The organism is Brevundimonas sp. (genome assembly GCF_041648115.1).
Taxonomy (GTDB): Bacteria; Pseudomonadota; Alphaproteobacteria; order Caulobacterales; family Caulobacteraceae; genus Brevundimonas.
Genome location: NZ_JBAZPR010000003.1, coordinates 92,494 through 111,374, shown reverse-complemented (window position 1 = coordinate 111,374; position 18,881 = coordinate 92,494). Strand labels below are relative to the sequence as shown.

Sequence of the window (18,881 nt, the reverse complement as noted above, 5' to 3'; positions counted from 1 at the left end):
ACCCCGCCCTCCCCAGGCAAGAATCTTCCAAAACTCACGGGATAGTCATGTCCAGCCTGCAATCTTCCGCCCTCGCCCGCGTCAAGCCTTCGGCCACCATCGCCGTGACCGCCCAGGCGCGAAAGCTTAAAGCCGAGGGTCGCGACGTGATCGGCCTGGGCGCCGGCGAGCCGGACTTCGACACCCCCGAGAATATCAAACAGGCCGCCATCGACGCGATCCATCGCGGCGAGACCAAATACACCGACGCCGACGGCATGCCCGAGCTGAAGGCCGCCATCGTCGCCAAGTTCAAGCGTGAGAACGGCCTCGACTATACGGCGGCGAACATCCACGTCGCGCCGGGCGGCAAGCCCGTCATCTTCAACGCCCTGGTCGCCACCCTGAACCCCGGCGACGAGGTCATCGTGCCCGCCCCCTATTGGGTCTCCTACCCCGACATGGTGCTGCTGGCCGGCGGCGAGCCCGTCACCGTGGTCGGCGAGGAGAAGGACGGCTTCAAACTGCTGCCCGCCGTGCTGGAGGCCGCCATCACGCCCCGCACCAAGTGGCTGATCCTGAACAGCCCGTCCAACCCCACCGGCGCCGCCTATACCCGCGCCGAACTGGAAGCCCTGGCCGAGGTCCTGCGTCGCCACACCCACGTCTGGGTGCTGACCGACGACATGTACGAACACCTCGTCTATGGCGACTTCGAATACACGACCATCGCCCAGGTCGCCCCGGACCTGATCGACCGTACACTGACGGTCAACGGCGTCTCGAAGGCCTACGCCATGACCGGCTGGCGCATCGGCTATGCGGGTGGCCCCAAGCCACTGATTGACCTGATGCGCAAGGTCGCCAGCCAGACGACCTCCAACCCTGCCAGCATCAGCCAGTGGGCGGCGGTCGAGGCTCTGAACGGAACCCAGGACTTCATCCCTGAACGCAAGGCCGCCTTCGAGCAGCGTCGCGATCTGGTCGTGTCGATGCTGAACCAGGCCACCGGCGTCACCTGCGCCACGCCCGAGGGCGCCTTCTACGTCTATCCGTCCATCGCCGGCCTGATCGGCAAGACGACGGAGACGGGCGTGGTCATCGACGGCGATTCCACCTTCGCCGCCGAACTGCTGAACGCCGAGGGCGTCGCCGTGGTCCAGGGCGAGGCCTTCGGCCTCAGCCCCTATTTCCGCATCAGCTACGCCACGTCTGACGCCGTGCTGGAAGAAGCCTGCACCCGCATCCAGCGCTTCGCCGCGTCGCTGCGCTGATCGAACCCGGGCGGAGGTTTCGATCTCCGCCCCACACACTCCGGGCTTGCATAAAGAACGCGCGTTCGTTCAGATGACCGTCTGAACGGGGAACGTCATGCTTGCACTCTGGACTGCACTGGCCGCCATCACAGCTGCAGACACCGCCCCCGAGCCCTTCTCGGTCCACTCGGCCGACGGCTATGTGCTGAACGGCGTGACCGACACGCCGACAGATAATCCGGTCGGGGCCGTCATACTGGTTGCCGGCACCGGAGCCTTTGATCGTGACATGAAGTTCGGCCGCTCGGGAACATCGAGGGACGCCGTCTTCAAGGATCTGGGCCAAAGGTTCGCCACGCGCGGCCTGACCGCCGTCCGCTATGATCGTCGCGGCGTGATTTACGGCGCTCCGCCTGCCTCGGCTTTAGACGCCCAGGCAATCCCCGGCATCACGGCTGACAACCTGAGCCTGGACGCCGAAGCGGTCCTGGCGTGGGTCCGATCTTCGGCCGGCCTAAACGCCAGATGCGTGGTTATCTTCGCCCATTCCGAGGGTGCGGTTCACGTCGCCGGCATCGCGGATCGCGGCCATCAGCCTGCGCCCGACCTGATCATTGGCATGGGCGCCCCCCTGGAGAGCAAGGTCTCCGCCGTCAAATGGCAATCGACGGGTCGGGATGCGGATTCGCTGCTAATGATGGATGAAGACGGCGACGGCGTCGTCACCAACGATGAGGTCCGCAGGAACTGGCAGACCACGCCCTCCGCCGTCTTCGGCCGGCTGGAGCCGTTCCTTCAGGCCGACGGCGCCTGGAGCGCCGAGGAAATCGCCTCCGTGCGGACGGTTCAGACGACACTGTACGAACAAGCTAAAACAGCCGCCCTGGCCCAGGCCGACGACGCTCCCTACCCCAACGCTCAGACACCGGCATTCAGCTATGGCTGGTGGAAGTCCTGGTTCACGGACGAAAGGCCCATCGCTCCAATGTTCGCTGCGTGGGGTGCGCCCATGACGCTGCATTACGGCAGCCTGGATTCTCAGGTTCGAGAAGATCACCAACGCCGAGCTGCATCCGGTGTTTTAGCCCCGGACCGCGTCCGCTTCGTCTCGCATGACGGCCGAGGACACAGTCTAGGGTCCGAGGTCCTATTGGGTCCGATCGATGAAGCTATCGCTGATCAGATCGCTGAGGAAGCCGAAGCGGCCTGCCGCTAACTCCCCCTCATTACGCCGGCTGGGTGTAGACGACGCGACAGTCGCCATCGATCGTGGTGTAGCGGTTGTTCGCCGCGTCCACGAACGAGATCCGACCGCCGTCATCATACTCTACCTTGCCGGTCGAGCGCCCCTTGAAGTTTTCGACGCCATAGGTCCAGCAGGTGATGTCCGCCGGCTTGTCGCCCCAGGTGGCGTCGTTGCGCGCACGCTTGCTATCGGTGCAGGCGGACAGGGCGATGGCGGTGGCGACATAGGCGAGAGCTTTCATGAGCCCAGCCTTGCATGGACGACGCTCAAGGAAAAGGCCGCCCAAGCGATGCAAGGGCGGCCTGATTTTCGACGATGGCGCCCGACCTACGGCCGGCTGGCCATGCCCAGCTTCACCGGCTTGGCGTCGTCGGCCAGGGCGCCGCGCTTGACGCCCCATAGCAGGATGATCGGCGCACCGACATAGATCGACGAATAGGTGCCGATGATGATGCCGAACATCAGGGCGATCGAGAAGCCGAACAGGGCCTCGCCGCCGAAGATGGCCAGGGCCGCCAGCACCATGACGGCGGTCACGCCGGTAATGATCGTCCGCGACAGGGTCTCGTTCAAAGACAGGTCGATCACGTCGCGCAGCGGCATGGTCTTGTATTTGCGCAGGTTCTCGCGAAGACGGTCGAACACCACCACGGTGTCGTTCATCGAATAGCCGATGACGGTCAGGACGGCGGCGACCATGTTCAAGCTGAACTCCAGCTTGAACAGCACGATCAGTCCGAACGTCAGGATCACGTCGTGCAGCAGGCCGACCACGGCGCCGAAGCCGAACTGCGGCTCGAACCGGAACCAGATATAGAGGAACATCAGGCCGATCGCGACGCCCAACGCCAGCAGGCCGGAGGTGAACAGTTCGCCCGACACCTTGGAGCCGACGACGCTGACGCCCGAATAAGTGACTTCGCCGACCGCCTGGCTGATGGCGCCCTCGACCTGATTGACCACCTGGGTCTGGTCGCGGCCTTCCGGCACCTGGAAGCGCAGGATGGCGGTCGAGCCGTCATCCGCATTGGTGTCGCGACGCGCGATGCCCTGGACCTGGACATCGCCCAGGTTCAGGCCGTTCACGGCCTCACGCACGCGGTCCAGTTCGATCACCTGACCGGCCGGTTTTGACACCTCCATCGAGGCGCCGCCCCGGAAGTCGATGCCCATGTTCAGACCAGGATAGAAGCACGACACGATCGCCGCGATGCACAGGACCACAGACAGAACGCCGGCGAACCGGGCGTATTTGACGAAATGGAAGTTCGTCTTCTGCGGCAGCAGTTTGATGAGGGGCCATCCACGCATCGCCATCACTCCGCGATCGGCAGTTTTTTGGGCTTGGCCGTCTTGAGCCAGTAGCCGAGCAGGACCTGGGCGACCAGGACCGAAGAGAAGACCGAGGTGAAGACGCCGATGGTCAGGGTCCAGGCGAACCCGCGAACCGGCCCTTCGCCGAACACGAACATGATGCCCGCCGCGACCAGGGTCGTCAGGTTGGCGTCGATGATGGTGCCCATGGCCTTGTTGAAGCCGGCGTCCATCGACGCGATGACGCTGCGGCCCGACCGGGCCTCGTCACGCATCCGCTCGTAGATCAGCACGTTGGCGTCCACAGCGACCGCGAATGTCAGGATCAGACCCGCGATGCCCGGCAGGGTCAGCGTCGCCTGCGTCAGCGACATGGCCGCCACGATCAGCACGCCGTTCAGCACCAGACCGACCACAGACACGCCACCGAACAGGAAGCCATAGGCCAGGATCATGAACAGCACGATGATGCCGAAGCCCACCGCCGTGGACAGGGCGCCCGCCTGCACCGCATCGGCGCCCAGTTCGGCCGTCACGGTGCGGCGTTCCTCGACGTTCAGCGGCGCCGGCAGGGCCCCGCCGTTCAGCAGGTTCACCAGGGTCGCGGCTTCCTGAATGGAGAACTGACCCGTGATCTGGCCAGACCCGCTGGTGATCGCGCTCTGGATCGTCGGGGCCGAGATGACCTTGCCGTCCAGGATGATGGCGAAGGGCTTTTGCAGGTTGGCGGCCGTCGCTTCGCCGAAGCGGCGCGCGCCGGCGCCGTCGAAGCGGAAATCGATGGCGGGACGGCCGCTCTGGTCCGAACCGACGCCCGCGCGGGTCAGGTTCTCGCCCGACACCAGCACACGCTTCTTGACCAGATAAGGCGTGCCGTCCTCGCCGACCAACAATTCGGAATCCGGCGGCACGCGGCCCGCCTGGGCCTCGGTGACCGAGTTCTCGACGTCCACCATCTGGAAGGTCAGCTGGGCCGTCTGGCCGATGACTTCTTCCAGCTTGGTCGGATCGCTCTCGCCCGGCGCCTGGACCACGATCCGGTCCGTGCCCTGGCGGGTGATGGAGGGTTCGCGCGTGCCCAGGCTGTCGATACGGCGGCGCACCACCTCGATCGACTGATCAACGGCTGTCGCGCCCATGCCGTTCAGCGCAGCGTCGGTATAGGCGAAGCGGACGCGGTTATCGCCGATGCGGCTTGCGGTGCGCTCGACCTGACCGCCAGGCCCCGCCTGACCGCCCAGTTGTTGCAGCGCCTTGAACGCCGCATCGCTCTGGGCCGGATTGGCCAGGGTCGCGATCACGCCGCCGGCTTCGCGCTGGAAGCCGTTGGTGGCGATGCCCGCGCCGCTCAGCGTGACCCGAACGTCTTCGATCAGGTTGGTGACGCGCTTCTCGCGCATCGCCGGCACATCGACTTCCAGCAGCAGATACGAACCGCCCTGAAGGTCCAGCCCCAGGTTCAGCTTGTTCTTGGGCACGAAGCCCGGCAGCGCCGCGCGCTGGGAATCCGACAACAGGTTCGGAAACGCCAGCAGACAGCCGAAGACGGCCGCGACGACGACGAGAATGACTTTCCAGCGCGACAGCTGAATCATGAGGGCGGTCCAGGTATCGGCGGATACGCGAGCGTATCAGGCCTTGGAATCGTTGGCGGCGATGGCGGTGCGGTTGCGCACCTCGGCGATCATGGACTTGACCACGCGCACGTTGACGCTGGGCGCGATCTCGACATTGACCTCGGCCTCTTCGACGCGCGTGACCTTGCCGATCATGCCGCTGCCCAGAACGACCGTGTCGCCACGCTTGACGGCGGCGATGGCGGTCGCGTGTTCCTTGGCGCGCTTCTGCTGCGGACGGATCAGCAGGAAGTAGAACAGGATGAAGATGCCGATGATGGGCGCGAAGCCGATCAGTTGCGCCACCAAGCCGCCGTCAGCCGCTCCGCCCATGGGTAGTCTCCGAACACAGAAGGGGCAGCCCTCGTCGGCGCCCCATTAAAACGAGGCGCGGAACCTAGGGCCGCGCCTCGCGGATTGCAACGCGGCTAAATCGATCAGCGCGGCAATACCGTCAGGGGATCGATCGCGACGGGGTCGTCGCCGCGCATCTGGCGGGTCTCGAAGTGGATCGACGGGCGTCCGTCGCCGGCCGTCAGGCCCACGGTGCCGATCTGTTGACCGGCCCGCACGTCCTCGCCGTCCCGAACCGTCGCCGAACCCAGATGGCCATAGACCGTGCGCCAGCCGTTGGAATGCACGATCAGCACCGTCAGCCCCTGCCCCACCAGATCGTCGCCCACATAGGCCACGCGCCCGGCGGCCGAGGCGCTGACCGCCGCGCCCGCCGACGCGCCGATGTTCACGCCGTTATTGCGCTCGCCCATGCCGACCGGCCCGAACCGGCGCACGATGTCGCCCCGCACGGGCCACAGAAGGTTCGGCTGTCCCGTTGCCACGGGGCCTTGCGCAGCAGGCGCCTGGGCCGGCCCCGACGTGAACGGCTGCGTCAGGGGCCGTGTCTGCACCGGCAGGGCCGCATTACCCGAGGGCGGCGGCGGCGGCGGCGGGATCACGCCATTGTTCGGCACCAGCACGCCGACAGGCGACGCGCCGGTCGCATAGGGATCATTGCCGGTATCCACCGCCGCTTCCGGCAGGATGATTCGCTGTCCCGTCGTGATGGCCCCGCGCGGCCCCAGGCCGTTCAGGTCTATCAGCGTCTGCACCGGCGTCTGGAACCGCCGCCCGACGCCCGAGATCGTATCGCCGGGCTGGATCACATAGGCCGCACCCGGACGAACCGGGGCCGAAGAGGACGGATAGGGCGCCGGCGTATAGACAGGAGGCTGCGTGGTCGGCGGCTGATAGGCCGGCTGGCTCGGCCCCACGCTGACGGTCGGCGGCAAGGCCCCGCCTTCCACCTGACCGATCGGCGCCGTCGCGGGCGGCGGCGATTCATAGGGACGATAGGGCTGGTTCTGTGTTCCGTTCGGATAGGCCGGCTGCTGCGGATAGGCGCCCTGCCCCTGGACCGGCGCCGGATTCGCATGCGTCGAATAGCGCGGCTCGGACGGATAGCTGATGCAGGCCGCCGTGCTCAGCGACGCCCCCGCCACCAGAACCGCTCTCATCCAGCCCGAAATCACCGCCACCGGCTGCTCCTCACATGGTTAAACTCGCCCGCCCGGTGTGCCCGCTCGCGCCTCATAAGCCAACCCCGCAATCATCGCGGAATTGGGGCGGGGAAGGTCGTGAGGGGTGACTGGTGAATCGTGATTGGCTTTCGCACACTCGGAATCACGACTCACGAATCACCATTCACGCCCACTTACCCCTCCTTCGCCGTCCCCTCGACCAACGGCACGAACCGAACTTCCGTCAGGCTCTCGCGGTGGAACGACCCGTCGCCCTGCCCCACATACCGATGCAGCATCTGCACCGATGTGCGCCCCACCGGCGCGACCAGAACCCCGTTCGGCTTCAGCTGTTTCAGCAGTTCTGTCGGCTCGGTCGGCGACGCGGCCGTGACCATGATCCGGTCGAACGGCGCCTGTTCGGCCCAGCCCAGGCCGCCGTCGCCGTGCCGGGTGATGACATTGTCGATCTGAAGCGTGCGCAGCTTGGCCTCGGCCTCGACCAGCAGGCTGCGATACCGCTCCACCGAATAGACATAGCGCGCCAGCCGGCTCAGCACCGCGCACTGGTATCCGCTGCCGGTGCCGATCTCCAGCACACGGTGCCGCGCCTGCACCTCCAGCGCCTGGGTCATCAGGCCGACGATATAGGGCTGGCTGATCGTCTGGGCGCAGTCGATCGGCAGGGCCTGATCCTCCCACGCCTGATCCAGGAACTTCTCGTGCACGAAGACCGCGCGGTCGATGCTCTCCATCGCCTTCAGCACGCGCGGGTCCGTGACCCCCTGCTGCCTCAGCGACAGGATCAAGCGCCCGGCCCGGTCGTCGTGCAGATTCATGCGGCCGTCACCACAGTTTTGGGCGGGGCCCCGCCCAGCACCTTCTTCAGGTCATGCACGCTGGTCATATGCGTCAGGTCGATATGCAGCGGCGTGACCGAGATACGCCCTTCCTCGATGGCCCTCAGGTCCGTGCCCTCTGCATGCTCCTGCTTCTCGCCGCGGAAGCTCATCCAGTAATAGTCGCGCCCGCGCAGATCGACGCGCCGCACCGCGTGCATCTCGCCGACGTTGCGGAACCCTTGCGTCGTCACCTCGACCTGGTCCACCGCCTCCGGCGGACGGTTGGGGAAGTTCAGGTTCATCACCACGCCCGGCGCCCATTTCTGGTCCAGCAGGCGGCTGATGATCGCCGGCGCGAACGCCTCGGCCGTCTCCCAATGCGCCACGACCTCGTCGTGGAACCGCTCCAGGCTCTGGCTCAGAGCGATGGAGCGGATGCCGAACGCCATCCCTTGCAGCGCGCCGGCCACCGTGCCGGAATAGCTGACGTCCTCGCCGATGTTGTGCCCCCGATTGACGCCCGACAGCACCAGGTCCGGCTTGTCCGGCATCAGGTCGTTGACCGCCAGCACGACGCAGTCGGTCGGCGTCCCCGTCACCGCAAATCGCTTCTCGCCCAGGTTCATCACCCGCAGCGGCTCGGTCAGGGTTATCCCCCGCCCCTTGCCCGACTGCTCGACCGCAGGCGCACACACCCACACGTCGTCGCTCAAGGTGCGCGCGATCCGCTCAAGACACTCAAGGCCTTCCGCCTCGATGCCGTCGTCGTTGGTCAGCAGGATTCTCATGCCTCACCTCCCTGTTCGCGAAGGCGAACGGGGAGGACAGGTCGGAGCATCGCGACGACCAGGAGGGGGCGACCCGGCGCCCGACGTTCGACACCTGGTCGCCCCCACCTGACCGCTACGCGGTCTGTCCTCCCCACGCGCCTCCGCGCGCGGAGAGGTGAAGGACGGCTCACTTGGCAGCTCCAACATGGGTCAGACCGCCCATATACGGCTGCAAAACCGTCGGCACCGCGATCCGCCCGTCCTCCTGCTGATAGTTCTCCATGATCGCCACCAGCGTGCGACCGACCGCCAGGCCCGACCCGTTCAGCGTATGGACGAACTCTGTCTTCTTCTCGCCCCCTCCTGAAGAATTGGCCCGCTTGAACCGCGCGTCCATGCGCCGCGCCTGGAAGTCCCCGCAGTTCGAGCAGCTGCTGATCTCGCGATAGGTCTCTTGGCTGGGCAGCCAAACCTCCAGGTCGAAGGTCTTCTGCGCCGAGAAGCCCATGTCGCCCTTGCACAGCAGCATCCGCCGGAACGGCAGCTCCAGCGCCTTCAGCACGGCCTCCGCGCAGGCCGTCATCCGCTCGTGCTCCGCGTCGCTGTCTTCCGGCCGCGCGATCGACACCATCTCGACCTTCGAGAACTGGTGCTGACGGATCAGCCCGCGCGTATCGCGCCCCGCCGACCCCGCCTCAGCCCGGAAGCACGGCGTCAACGCCGTCATCCGCATCGGCGTCGCCAGCTCGTCCTCAGTCAGGATGGTCTCGCGCACGAGATTTGTCAGGGAGACTTCGGCCGTGGGGATGAGGTAGCGCCTGCCAGCTTGAGCGTCGAATTCGAAAGTATCGACCAAGCCATCTTCATCAATATTTTCGATGCTCAGCAAGCGCCGAACGTAGTCGCCGTCGAGAGTGGTTGTCTTAAACAGGTCCTCCTCGAACTTCGGCAACTGCCCCGTCCCGAACATCGCCTCGTCCCGCACCAGCAGCGGCGGGTTCACTTCCAGATAGCCGTGCTGATCCGTCTGCAGGTCCAGCATGAACTGCCCCACGGCCCGTTCCAGCCGCGCCAGCTGGCCTTTCAGCACCGCGAACCGCGCACCCGAGATCTTCGCCGCCGCCTCGAAGTCGAGCATCCCCAGGGCCTCGCCCAGGTCGGCGTGATCCTTGGCCGGACCCGTGCGACGCGGTTCGCCCCAGGTCGAGACCTCGACATTGCCCGCCTCGTCCTCGCCGTCCGGCACGTCCTCGGCCGCCAGGTTCTTCTGCGCCGCCAGCAGGTCGCGCAGTTCCTTGCCGACGCGCGCCTCGACCTCGGCCGCCGCCGCGATGTCGCCCTTCAGGGCCTCGACCTCGGCCTTCAGCCGGTCGGCCTCGGCCATGTCCTTGCGCCCCATGGCGGCGCCGATCAGCTTGGAGGCGGCGTTGCGCTTGGCCAGGGCGTCCTGCCCCGTCGTCTGGGCATGACGCAGCTCGCCGTCCAGCCGCAGGATGTCGGCTGTCAGCCCGTCGGCCTCGTCCACCCCGCGCGACGACCAGCCCGCCACGTAAACCTGGGGGTTCTCGCGAATGGCTCTGATGTCGTGCATGGTCTGAAACTTCGGCTGGGCGGGAGAAGCCGAACGCTCTACCCGCCCGCGCGGTTACGGGCAACGCGGGAAGGCGGATGCATCGTCTCCCGTCCATACAATTGGGCAGACTCTCAAAGCCCACAGACGCCTCTCCCTCCCCTTCATGGGGAGGGACGATCGCGCAGCGATCCGGGTGGGGCCGTAAGAACGGGCGCGGCGCTTCACACGCCCCCACCCCGGCTGCGCTTCGCTACGCGGCCCCTCCCCATGAAGGGGAGGGAGAAACGCGCCTCAACGCGCGCAATGACGCTGGTTCATTCGGAGTGATTTCAATCGCTTGCCGATTTATGTCCCCGTTTTCCTGCTCACGGGGTCAAACGCCCCCATAATACACCCGTCCCGTCGCCCGGAGGGCTCGCTTGGCCTGCGACCTTGCGGCGGCGGGAGCGGATGGAACGGGAGCGGGTCTGAAACGGCCCGCGCTGACATCGACTCATGGAGCGGTGTCGGAGGGTCGAGGGGGATACTCGATCGCACTCGGGACGGGGTTTCGCAGACCCCGCCGACCCGTCGCAGGCTTATGGGGTTAGGCGATAAGACCGCCACCGCTCGACGCCCCGAGCTTGCAGGCCAACCAACCGCGCGGAGCGTCACACCCTTCGTCGAAACGGTAACAACAAAACCAAACTCCGGGCGAAGGCCCGGCGCTCCGCCCAGCCCTCCAAACTTCGCAGCGAAAGCGCGAGGCCGCGCTCGCACGTCCAAACACCCGTTTCACCCGCGCTGGAATCTCGCCTACAACCCCATCATGGCCACGCTTCGTCCCGACACGCTGGCGGCATCGCTCGCGCGCATCTTCGAAGGTCGGATGATCGACCGGGCCAGCTGGTTCGCCCTGACCGGGGGCGAGCCGCTGTTCTCCGAGGGCGACCCGGCCGACACCCTTTATCTGGTCCGCTCGGGCCGTCTTGGCGTGTTTCGGATGGAGGCGGACCAGCCCGCCCATCTGCTGGGCGTGGTCAAGACGGGCGAGCCGGTGGGCGAGATGGCCATGCTGGCCGGCACACCCCACACCGCCACCGTCGTCGCCCTGCGCGACAGCGAGATCCTGGCCCTGCCGCGCGAGGCCTTCTTCGAGGCCGCCCGCACCGAGCCGGACCTGATGGTCGAACTGTCTCGCCTGATGATCCACCGCGCCCGCGAACGCACCGCCGGCGCGTCGGAACCCAGCGTCTTCGGCTTTGTCGCGGCCCGCCCCCGCCCGATCCGCGCCTTCGTCGAGCGCATCGCCGCCGCCATCCAGGCCATGGGTTTCACCTGCCAGGTCATCGATCAGTCGGCCCTCAGTTCGGCCCTGGACTGGTTCAGCCGGGTCGAGGGCGACCACGACTATGTCCTCTATGTCGCCGAACAGGATCAGCCGACCTGGGCCAATCTGTGTGCGCGCCAGGTGGACCGGATGTTCATCGTCGGCAGCGGGCTGCTGGCCCCGCCGTCCGCCGTGCCGCGTCGCAACGGTTTCGGCGACGGGCGTCGTCTGACCGACCTGATCCTGTTGCGCGATCCGCGGATGCATCATCCGGCCAACACCCGTGTCTGGCTGGATGCCCTTCAGCCCGACCGCTGGTTCCACTGCGTCGAGGGCCAGCCCGGCGACGCCGAACGCATCGCCCGCGTCGTCACCGGCGCCTCGATCGGCCTGGTCCTGTCGGGCGGCGGGGCGCGGGCCTATTGCCACATCGGCGCGATCAAGGCGTTGGAAGAGGCCAAGGTCCCCATCGACTTCGCCGGCGGATCATCAATGGGCGCGGTCGTCGCCGCCGGTCCCGCTCTGGGCTGGAGTTACGAACGTCTGGATTTCGAGATCCGCCGCGCCTTCGTCGATTCGGACCCACTGTCGGACCTGGCGGTGCCGATCATCGCCATGTCACGCGCCCGCAAGGTCGCCGGCCTGCTGGAGCGGGCCTATGGCGACATCGATCTGGCGGACCTGGCCCTGCCCTTCTTCGCCGTCTCGTCAAACCTGACCTCGGGCCGGATCGAGGTGCATCGCACCGGCCTGATGCGCCGCGCCATGCGCGCCTCCATCGCCATTCCCGGCGTCCTGCCGCCCGTTGTCATCGACGGTCAGGTGCTGGTGGACGGCGCCGTGCTGAAGAACTTCCCCACCAGCGTCATGCGCCAGTTGAACAGCGGCCCTATCATCGGCGTGGACATGTCCCAGACGCGCGGCGTCGACGCGCGGTCGCTGGAGAACCCGCCGTCCTGGTGGAAATGGGTCCTGTCCGGCGCTTGGAAGAGCGGCCCGCCCATCGTCTCGATCCTGATGCGCTCGGCCACCATCACCACCGATGCGGAGATGACCCAGTCGCGCGCCGACGCCGACGTCCTGGTCCTGCCCCGGATCGAGAGCACCGACATCCGCGACTGGAAGACCTACGACGGCCCCATCGCCACGGGCTATGAGGCGACCAAGGCGGCGCTGGCGGACTTGAAGGTTCCCATCACCCACCTGCGGCGGAGGGTTCCGGTCCACTGATCACAGGGGCGCGCACGCCTTTTCCAACCAGGCCTTGGCCTCGCCATCCATCAGCGGCCCGACCTTGGCCAGCGTCTCGGCGTGATAGGCGTCGACATAGGCCCGCTCGTCCGGCGTCAACATCCCGACGGCGATCAGCTTGCGGTCCAGCGGTGCGAACGTCAGTTGCTCGAACCCGTGCATCGGCCGCTCGCCGCCTTCAGGCACCACGGCCGGCGTCACCACCTGAAGGGTCTCGATGCGGATGCCCCAGTGGCCTTCGCGGTAATAGCCCGGCTCGTTGGACAGGATCATCCCTTCCAGCAACGGCTGGGACGTGCCCCACTTCGCGATCCGCTGCGGCCCCTCGTGGACGCCCAGATAGGAACCCACGCCGTGGCCCGTGCCGTGATCGTAATCCAGCCCCGCCGCCCACATCGGCGCCCGGGCGATGGCGTCCAGGGCCATGCCGCTGGTTCCCGCCGGGAAGCGGATCGTCGCCATGGCGATATGCGCCTTCAGCACCAGGGTGAACTTGTGACGCTGGTCCGCCGTCGGCTCGCCGATGGCCATCGTCCGCGTCACGTCGGTCGTGCCGTCCAGATACTGACCGCCGCCATCCACCAGCAACAGCGAGCCCTTTTCGACGTTGCGGATCGTGGCGCCGACCGGCTTGTAATGCGGCAGCGCCCCGTTCGGCCCGGCCCCGGCGATGGTGTCGAAACTCAGGTCCTTCAGCGCCCCGGTCTCCTCGCGGAACCGTTCCAGCGCCTCGACCACCTCGCGCTCGTTCGGCAAGGTCTCCTGAACCACCGTATCGACCCAGTGCAGGAAACGGCTCAACGCCGCGCCGTCGCGGATATGCGCCTGACGGCAGCCCTCGATCTCGACGGCATTCTTGGCCGCACGGGGAATGGCGCAGGGGTCCATCGCCCGAACGATCATCGCCCCGGCGCTCTCCAGCCGGTCGAAATACCAGGCCGAGGACAGGGCCGGATCGATCATGACCTTCTGACCCGACAGCCCGTCCAGCGCGTCCGCCAACTGCTCTGTCGCCTCGATCCGAACGTCGTCGCCCAGCCAGCCGGGCAGCGCGTTCGTCACCTTGGCCGGGTCCAGAAACAGCCGCGCCTTGCCGTCCGCCGCCAATATGGCCTGGCCGATCGGCAACGGCGAACGGATCACGTCCCCGCCGCGCAAATTGAACAACCAGGCGATCGACATCGGCGCCGTCAGCACGACGGCGTCAGCGCCGGCCTCGGCTACGGCCTTGCCGATCCGCGCCCGCTTCGCCGCATGGCTCTCGCCCGAATAGACATCTTCGTGCGGAACGACCGGCGCCGTCGGCTGGGCCGGGCGGTCCGCACCCCAGGCCAGGTCCAGCGGATTGACGTCCACGGCCTTCAGCGTCGCCCCCGCCTTATGCGCCGCCGCCTTGAAGGCGACCAGGGCGTCGGGGCTATGCAGACGCGGATCGTAACCGATCACCGCCCCCTTCGCCGCCGTCTCCAGATAGGCGGCGACCTCGGTCAGATCGCGCCGATCCAACAGGGCCGGATCGGTCTGGGCCTTCACCTGAACCGTATAGCGGCCGTCGGTGAACATGCTGGCCCGGTCCTGGAACACGACCGCAGCCCCGGCCGAGCCGGTGAAGCCCGTCGCCCACGCCAACCGCTCGTTGGCGTCCGGCAGATACTCGTTCTGATGCTCGTCCTCGTGCGGGATCAGAAAGCCGTCCAGCCCCTGCTTGGCCATCTCGGCGCGCAACAGCGGAAGGTGCCTGGTCCCAAAGGAAGGATCGGTCGTTTCATCGAAAGTCTGGCGCATGATCGTCTTTGTCCCTCAGCCCTTGCGCAGTTGCAGCGCGCTCCAGGCGTCGTGATGGATGGTCTGCTCGACCGTAAAGCCCAGCGGCAGATAGGCCTCCAGCACCCGCTCCTCCTGCGTCCGCAGCAAGCCCGACAGAATGGCGACCCCGCCGGTCTTCAGCGCGGCTCCAATCTCAGGCGCCAGTTCGACAAGGGGCGCCGCCAAGATATTGGCGAATACCAGATCGTACGGAAGATGCTGGGCGATGCGCGGATCGCTCAGGCCGTCGGCGAAATAGAAGTCGCAGTTGGCGTCGTTGATCTCGGCGTTTTCGTTGGCGATCCGCGCCGACGGCTCGTCGATGTCGGTGCCGACGGCGATCGGCGTGCCCGTCCTGGCCGCCGCGATCGCCAGCACGCCCGTGCCGCAGCCGACGTCCAGCACCTTCTCGAAGGTTTCGGTCTTCAACAGATTATCGAACGCCTCCAGGCAACCGACCGTCGTGCCGTGGTGGCCCGTGCCGAAGGCGGCGCCCGCATCGATCTTCAGCGTCACCCGACCCTCGGGCACCTTGCCCTGATCGTGCGCGCCATAGACGAAGAACCGTCCGGCCTCGACCGGCGGCAGACCCGACAGCGACATGGCCAGCCAGTCGGCGTCCGCCAGCTTGTCGACCACCACCGTCACCGGATGATCGGCCAGCACGGCCTTCAGTCCCTCGACTTCGTCAGCGGTCGTCGGGAAGGCGTCGATGCGCCAGACGTCGTTATCCTCGTCCTCTTCCAGGATGGAATAGGTCGCGCCTTCCAGGCGGGGATCGGCGTCGATGGCCTCGGCGGCAGTCTCTGCGGCGGCGCGTGGGCCGCGTGCGATTATCTGAAGAGCGGACTCGGACATTTCTCAAACACCGGTAATATGGCGAATCGTAGCGATCCGGCGCTGTCTGCCCGTCGCCGCCGCGTTTTTATCAAACCGAGGGGTCGGGGAATACATGGCCAAGTCACCGTCTACGTCTAAACCAGCGTCGCCAAAGCCGGCGACCGCCGCTTCCAAGCCTAAAGCCGCGCCGAAGTCGAGCGCCGTGAAGCCTGCTGCCGCGAAAACCGCTGCGCCCAAGGCCGTCGCCAAGCCCGCTGCGGCGCCCAAGCCTGCCGCCGCAAAGGCCGTCGTACCGAAAGCCGCTGCCAAGGCCGTAGCTCCCAAGGCCGCACCCAAGCCGAAGGCCGCCCCAGCCGCCAAGGCTCCGGTCGCCGCCAAGGCCCCCGCTCCGAAAGCTGCGCCCAAGGGCGCCGCCGCGAAGCCCGCCGCACCAAAGGCTGCTGCTCCCAAGGTTGCCGCACCGAAAGCTGCTGCTCCGAAAGCCGCCGCTGCAAAACCGGCTGCAACGCCCAAGGCCGCTCCGGTCGCCAAACCCGCCGCCGCTGTCGCTGCACCCAAGCCCGCAGAACCGGTCGCCGCGCCCAAGCCGGCTCCGACGTCCGTCGCCGCTGCTCCGGCTCCGGCGCCCAAGCCGGTCGAGGCCCCCAAGCCCGCAGTTGCTCCGGCCGCCGCCAAGCCCGAGGAAAAGGGCTTCTTCGCCAAGCTGGGCGACATGATCTTCGGCAAGCGCTGATCGCACCTCGCGTCTGACGTTGCAGATCGCCGGACGGTTCACCCGTCCGGCGATTTTCGTTTGAGGCCGCCTCAGCGCAGCCGTTCGGCCAGATAGTCGACGAACACCCGCACCCGCGCCGGCATGTTTGCGCCGCCGACGAAGACAGCATGGATCGGTTCGCGATCCCCCGGATTGAAATCTTCCAGCAGCGGGACCAGCCGCCCCTCGGCGATGGCGTCGCCCACGCTGAAATGCCCCACCCGCGTCACCCCCACGCCGGCCAGCGCCAGTTGCGTCAGGGTCTCGCCATTGTTCGCCTCCACCGATCCGCGCACCGTCAAAGCATAGTCGCGCCCGTCCTGACGAAACGGCCAGACCGGCTCCTGACGCCGAAAGTTGAAGTTCAGGCAGTCGTGATCGTGCAGGTCCTCAGGCACGCGCGGCACGCCCCGTCGCGCCAGATAGTCAGGCGACGCCACGATGGTCCGTCCCGTATCGCCCAATCGCCTCGCGGTTAGCGGACTGTCGGCCAACGGCCCGAACCGGATCGCCACATCCGCCTGCCCCGCCGCAACATCGACCACCACATCAGTCAGATTGATATCGACCAGGATATGCGGATAGCGGCGCACGAACTCGCCCAGCAGCGGCACGACCTGCTGGCGACCGTGGGCAAGGGAGGCGCTGACCCTCAACCGACCGCGCGGCGCCCCCTGGTCGGCGATCGCCTGCTCCGCGTCATCCAGCTCGGTCAGAATCCGTCGCGCCGCGCCCAGATAGGCCTGCCCCTCGGGCGTCACCGTCAGCACCCGCGTCGTGCGCAGCATCAGCCGAACCCCCAGCCGCGCCTCGATCCGGTCGATGGTTCGACTGATGGCTGAGGGCGTCAGACCCAGCGCCCGCCCCGCCGCCGAGAAGTTGCCGCCCCGGATCACGGCGACGAAGACTTCCATCTCGCGCGCTCGATCCACTCCAATCATCTGCATCTTTGCGTCCAGATCAAAAATGTTTGGCCTGACGCCTATCTACTGTCGCCGCAAGCCGGCGTCCATCTGTGCATCCGAACACGGTCACGAAGGACAGTCATGGAATATCGTCAACTTGGAGCATCGGGCCTCCGCGTTCCGGTCCTCAGCTTCGGCACAGGCACCTTCGGCGGCTCCGGCCCGCTGTTCGGGCCCTGGGGCAACAGCGATGTGGACGAGGCGCGCCGCCTGATCGACATCTGCCTGGAAGCCGGGGTCAATCTGTTCGACACCGCAGACGTCTATTCCGACGGCGCCTCGGAGCAGGTGCTGGGCCAGGCCATACAGGGCCGCCGCGACCAGGTGATGATCTCGACCAAGACCGGCCTGCCCACCGGCGACGGTCCCGGTGATTGGGGCGTGTCGCGCGGCCGATTGATCGGCGCGGTCGAGGGCGCCCTGCGTCGCCTCGACACCGACCATATCGACCTGCTGCAACTGCACGCCTTCGACGCCTCGACACCGGCGGATGAACTGCTGGCGACGCTCGACACGCTCGTGAGCTCGGGCAAGGTCCGCTACACCGGCGTCTCAAACTATCCCGGCTGGGCGCTGATGGAGGCGCAAGGGATCGCCGAGCGCGACGCCCGCCCCCGTTTCGTCGCCCACCAGGTCTATTATTCACTGATCGGCCGCGCCTATGAGGCCGACCTGATGCCGCTTGCCGCCGACCAGGGCGTCGGCGCCCTGGTGTGGAGCCCGCTGGGCTGGGGCCGTTTGACTGGCAAGATCCGCCGCGACGCGCCGATCCCCGAGGGCAGCCGCCTGCATCAGACCGCCGCCTTCGCCCCGCCGGTCGAGGACGAACACCTGTACCGCGTCGTCGACGCCCTGGACGCCGTCGCGGAAGAGACCGGCAAGACCGTGCCCCAGATCGCCATCAACTGGCTGCTGCAACGCCCGACCGTCTCCTCGGTCATCATCGGCGCCCGCAACGAAGAACAGCTGCGCCAGAACCTGGGCGCCGTCGGTTGGAGCCTGACGCCCGGCCAGATCGCCGCCCTCGACGCCGCCAGCGATGTCCTGCCGCCCTATCCCCACACCCCCTATCGCCAGCAGGAAGGGTTCGCTCGCCTGAACACTTCACTAGTCTGAGCCTCGAAGGTTTCCTCCCCAAAATGAAACTCAATCCTCCCCTTCTGGCCCTCGCGGCCGGCGCCTTCGGCATCGGCGTGACCGAGTTCGCGCCGATGGGTCTGCTACCCGTCATCGCCACAGACCTGGGCGTCTCCATTCCCACTGCCGGCCTGTTGATCAGCGCCTATGCCCTGGGCGTAATGCTGGGCGCGCCCCTGATGACCCTGACCACCGGACGGGTGCCGCGTCGGACCCTGCTGATCGGCCTCGCCGCCACGCTCGGCTTCGTCACCGCCATGCTCGTCACCTATGGGTTGGGTCTGACCCTTGGCAACTGGCTGGGCGGCAAGTTCGCGGACAAGTCCGTGGACCGCACCCTGATCGTCACCCTGGCCTCGCTGTCGGCCATCCTGGTCGCCTTCGCCTTCGCCATGCCCTTCGCGGTTCCGACCTCGATCCTGGTCTTCCTTTGGGGGATCGCCAGCTTCGCCCTGGTGCCGCCGTTGCAAGTGCGGGTCATGGCCGCCGCCGGCGACGCGCCCAACCTGGCCTCGGCCATGAACATCGGCGCCTTCAACCTGGGCAACGCCATTGGCGCGGCTGTGGGCGGTGCGGTCATCGCCGGCGGCCTGGGCTATCCGGCCGTCTCCATGGCCGGGGCCGCCGCCTCGGGGCTTGGCCTGTTGCTGGTCCTCTTCCTGACCCGCAAGCGGTCGCCCGTGACGGTCCCCGCCATCGGCTGATC

17 protein-coding genes are annotated in these 18,881 nt (G+C 67.0%); 6 read left to right on the top strand and 11 right to left on the bottom strand.

The features are described from left to right. Positions 1 to 47 precede the first annotated feature (47 nt). Both WC597_RS03530 and WC597_RS03525 read left to right on the top strand, forming a co-directional pair. The gene (locus WC597_RS03530) at positions 48 to 1,253 is read left to right on the top strand and encodes a pyridoxal phosphate-dependent aminotransferase (RefSeq protein ID WP_372691860.1); all 1,206 of its coding nucleotides are present in this window, start codon (positions 48 to 50) and stop codon (positions 1,251 to 1,253) included. A 97-nt stretch (positions 1,254 to 1,350) separates the two neighbouring features. Beyond that, positions 1,351 to 2,451 carry an alpha/beta hydrolase gene (locus WC597_RS03525; protein WP_372691859.1) on the top strand — a complete coding sequence of 367 codons (1,101 nt, stop codon included), beginning with the start codon at positions 1,351 to 1,353 and terminating at the stop codon, positions 2,449 to 2,451. Positions 2,452 to 2,461: 10 nt separating this feature from the next. Here the strand turns inward: WC597_RS03525 and WC597_RS03520 are convergent, their stop codons facing one another. The 8 genes from WC597_RS03520 to serS form a co-directional block, all read right to left on the bottom strand. Further along, positions 2,462 to 2,722, bottom strand: coding sequence for a hypothetical protein (locus WC597_RS03520; protein ID WP_372691858.1), 261 nt, complete (start codon positions 2,720 to 2,722; stop codon positions 2,462 to 2,464). 86 nt (positions 2,723 to 2,808) lie between these two features. Further along, positions 2,809 to 3,798 carry a protein translocase subunit SecF gene (gene secF, locus WC597_RS03515; protein WP_372691857.1) on the bottom strand — a complete coding sequence of 330 codons (990 nt, stop codon included), beginning with the start codon at positions 3,796 to 3,798 and terminating at the stop codon, positions 2,809 to 2,811. Next, a complete protein-coding gene (secD, locus tag WC597_RS03510) occupies positions 3,798 to 5,390 on the bottom strand; it encodes a protein translocase subunit SecD (protein ID WP_372691856.1) in 1,593 nt (530 codons plus the stop codon). Before secD ends, secF begins: the two co-directional genes overlap by 1 nt. Positions 5,391 to 5,426: 36 nt before the next feature. Next, on the bottom strand, positions 5,427 to 5,744 hold the full coding sequence (yajC, locus tag WC597_RS03505; RefSeq protein ID WP_372691854.1) for a preprotein translocase subunit YajC: 318 nt from the start codon (positions 5,742 to 5,744) through the stop codon (positions 5,427 to 5,429). 104 nt (positions 5,745 to 5,848) lie between these two features. After that, a complete protein-coding gene (locus WC597_RS03500; protein WP_372691853.1) occupies positions 5,849 to 6,946 on the bottom strand; it encodes a peptidoglycan DD-metalloendopeptidase family protein in 1,098 nt (365 codons plus the stop codon). 176 nt (positions 6,947 to 7,122) lie between these two features. Next, positions 7,123 to 7,767 carry a protein-L-isoaspartate(D-aspartate) O-methyltransferase gene (locus WC597_RS03495; protein WP_135195460.1) on the bottom strand — a complete coding sequence of 215 codons (645 nt, stop codon included), beginning with the start codon at positions 7,765 to 7,767 and terminating at the stop codon, positions 7,123 to 7,125. Further along, a complete protein-coding gene (gene surE / locus WC597_RS03490) occupies positions 7,764 to 8,558 on the bottom strand; it encodes a 5'/3'-nucleotidase SurE (RefSeq protein WP_372691851.1) in 795 nt (264 codons plus the stop codon). The genes WC597_RS03495 and surE overlap by 4 nt, the downstream gene beginning before the upstream one ends. Before the next feature lie 169 nt (positions 8,559 to 8,727). After that, positions 8,728 to 10,131, bottom strand: coding sequence for a serine--tRNA ligase (gene serS, locus WC597_RS03485; protein ID WP_372691850.1), 1,404 nt, complete (start codon positions 10,129 to 10,131; stop codon positions 8,728 to 8,730). Between the two features lie 790 nt (positions 10,132 to 10,921). On the opposite strand from serS, the gene WC597_RS03480 reads away from it, so the two are divergent. Continuing rightward, positions 10,922 to 12,652 carry a patatin-like phospholipase family protein gene (locus WC597_RS03480; protein ID WP_372691849.1) on the top strand — a complete coding sequence of 577 codons (1,731 nt, stop codon included), beginning with the start codon at positions 10,922 to 10,924 and terminating at the stop codon, positions 12,650 to 12,652. Here the strand turns inward: WC597_RS03480 and WC597_RS03475 are convergent, their stop codons facing one another. Both WC597_RS03475 and WC597_RS03470 read right to left on the bottom strand, forming a co-directional pair. Continuing rightward, positions 12,653 to 14,458, bottom strand: coding sequence for an aminopeptidase P family protein (locus WC597_RS03475; RefSeq protein WP_372691848.1), 1,806 nt, complete (start codon positions 14,456 to 14,458; stop codon positions 12,653 to 12,655). 15 nt (positions 14,459 to 14,473) lie between these two features. Then, complete coding sequence (locus WC597_RS03470; protein WP_372691846.1) at positions 14,474 to 15,337, bottom strand: 50S ribosomal protein L11 methyltransferase; 864 nt, start codon at positions 15,335 to 15,337, stop codon at positions 14,474 to 14,476. A 184-nt stretch (positions 15,338 to 15,521) separates the two neighbouring features. Between WC597_RS03470 and WC597_RS03465 the strand changes: the two genes are divergently transcribed. Then, on the top strand, positions 15,522 to 16,052 hold the full coding sequence (locus WC597_RS03465) for a hypothetical protein (RefSeq protein ID WP_372691845.1): 531 nt from the start codon (positions 15,522 to 15,524) through the stop codon (positions 16,050 to 16,052). Between the two features lie 71 nt (positions 16,053 to 16,123). Here WC597_RS03465 and WC597_RS03460 read toward each other — a convergent pair whose 3' ends face one another. Further along, positions 16,124 to 17,020, bottom strand: a complete 897-nt coding sequence (locus WC597_RS03460; RefSeq protein WP_372691843.1) for a LysR family transcriptional regulator — start codon at positions 17,018 to 17,020, stop codon at positions 16,124 to 16,126. 99 nt (positions 17,021 to 17,119) lie between these two features. Between WC597_RS03460 and WC597_RS03455 the strand changes: the two genes are divergently transcribed. Beyond that, complete coding sequence (locus WC597_RS03455; protein ID WP_372691841.1) at positions 17,120 to 18,154, top strand: aldo/keto reductase; 1,035 nt, start codon at positions 17,120 to 17,122, stop codon at positions 18,152 to 18,154. A 23-nt stretch (positions 18,155 to 18,177) separates the two neighbouring features. Continuing rightward, positions 18,178 to 18,879, top strand: a complete 702-nt coding sequence (locus tag WC597_RS03450; RefSeq protein ID WP_372691839.1) for an MFS transporter — start codon at positions 18,178 to 18,180, stop codon at positions 18,877 to 18,879. Positions 18,880 to 18,881: the final 2 nt, after the last annotated feature.